This is a genomic window from Actinoplanes sp. NPDC026623 (assembly GCF_040638275.1).
Taxonomy (GTDB): Bacteria; Actinomycetota; Actinomycetes; order Mycobacteriales; family Micromonosporaceae; genus Actinoplanes.
Map to the genome: position 1 here is coordinate 1 of NZ_JBEZXZ010000441.1, position 1415 is coordinate 1415.

Annotated in this window: 2 protein-coding genes; one reads left to right on the plus strand and one right to left on the minus strand. The window is 76.9% G+C overall.

What is annotated here, in order from left to right:
* Positions 1–580 (plus strand): sugar phosphate isomerase/epimerase family protein (locus AB0F10_RS45640; RefSeq protein WP_360640880.1); only part of this gene is annotated, 580 nt, incomplete at its 5' end.
* Here AB0F10_RS45640 and AB0F10_RS45645 read toward each other — a convergent pair.
* Positions 577–1415 (minus strand): FAD-dependent oxidoreductase (locus AB0F10_RS45645; RefSeq protein ID WP_360640882.1); only part of this gene is annotated, 839 nt, incomplete at its 5' end. The genes AB0F10_RS45640 and AB0F10_RS45645 overlap by 4 nt on opposite strands.

The following is a 1415-nucleotide window of genomic DNA, read 5'->3' on the forward strand; positions in this document are numbered from 1 at the left end:
CGGGTGTACAGACGTGTGCTCTCCCCAACCCGGCGGGCGCCCCGCGGGCAGCCGGGACATCGACGCGGCCCGCGCGCACGTGGGCACGGCGATCGGCACGCTGGTGCCGTACGCGCTGAACGCCGGGGTGCGCCTCGCGATCGAGGCGCTGCACCCGATGTTCAGCTCGGACCGCTGCGTCGTGGCCAGCCTGAAGCAGGCCCTCGACCTCGCGGCCCCGTACCCGCTCGAGGCGGTCGGGGTGGTGATCGACACCTACCACCTGTGGTGGGACGACGCGGTGTGGGAGCAGATCGCCCGGGCCGGTCGGGAGAACCGGATCGCCTGCTTCCAGGTGGCCGACTGGCTGACGCCGCTGCCGGCCGGGGTGCTGCTGGGCCGCGGCCTGCCGGGCACCGGCTGCGTGGAGCTGCGGCGCTTCCGCGAGGCGGTGGACGCGGCCGGTTACGCCGGCCCGATCGAGGTGGAGGTCTTCGCCGAGGACGTGTGGTCGCGACCGGGCCGCGAGGTCCTCGACGAGGCCCTCGCGGGTTACCGCGCCCATGTCGCGCCGATCCCGGTGGCGGGACGTCCGGGCTAGCGCGCCCCGCCGGCCGCACCGGCCGTGGCCGGCTGCCCGGTGACCGGGTGCCGCCGGGCCGGCATGCCGAGGGTCGGGTTGGCGATGCCCCAGGCGGCGGCCCGGCAGACCAGTTCCTTGTACCTGGCGGCGAGCCGGCCGGTCAGCGCCGCCCGCACCGCGCGATCGTCGGCGGTGACGTACTGGATCAGGCCGTCGCGGCGGCCCAGCGAGATGCACTGGTTGTAGTAGCGGATCGACACGTGCGGGACCTTCGTGCCGGCCAGCCGCGCCGCGATCGCGTCGGCGGCCTGCCAGGCGGCCGGGGTGCCCGACGCGCACGACATCCGCAGCGGCTTGTCGCCGGGGCCCATCGCCAGGGCGGCGTCGCCGACCGCGTAGACGTCCGGGTGCGAGACCGAGCGCATGGTCGGGTCGACCACGATCTGGCCGCTGCCGGTGACCTCCAGGCCGCTCGCCGCCGCGATCGGGTGCACCGCGAAGCCGGCGGTCCACACGGTGGCCGCGGCCGGAATGGTGTCGCCGCCGGCGGTGGCGACACCGTCGGCCTCGACGGCCGTGACGGCGGCGTGCTCGTGCACGGTGATGCCGAGCCGGCCGAACACCCTCCGCAGGTGCTCGCGGCCCTTGGGCGAGAGCCAGTCGCCGAGGCCGCCGCGGGCGGCGAGGGCGACGTCGAGGTCCGGCCGCGCCTCGGCGATCTCGGTCGCGGCCTCCACGCCGGTGAGGCCGCCGCCGACGACGACCACGCGCTGCCCGGCGCCGAGGCGGGCCAGGCGCTCGCGCAGCCGCAGCGCGCCGGGCCGCCCGGCGATCTCGTACGCGTGCTCGGCGG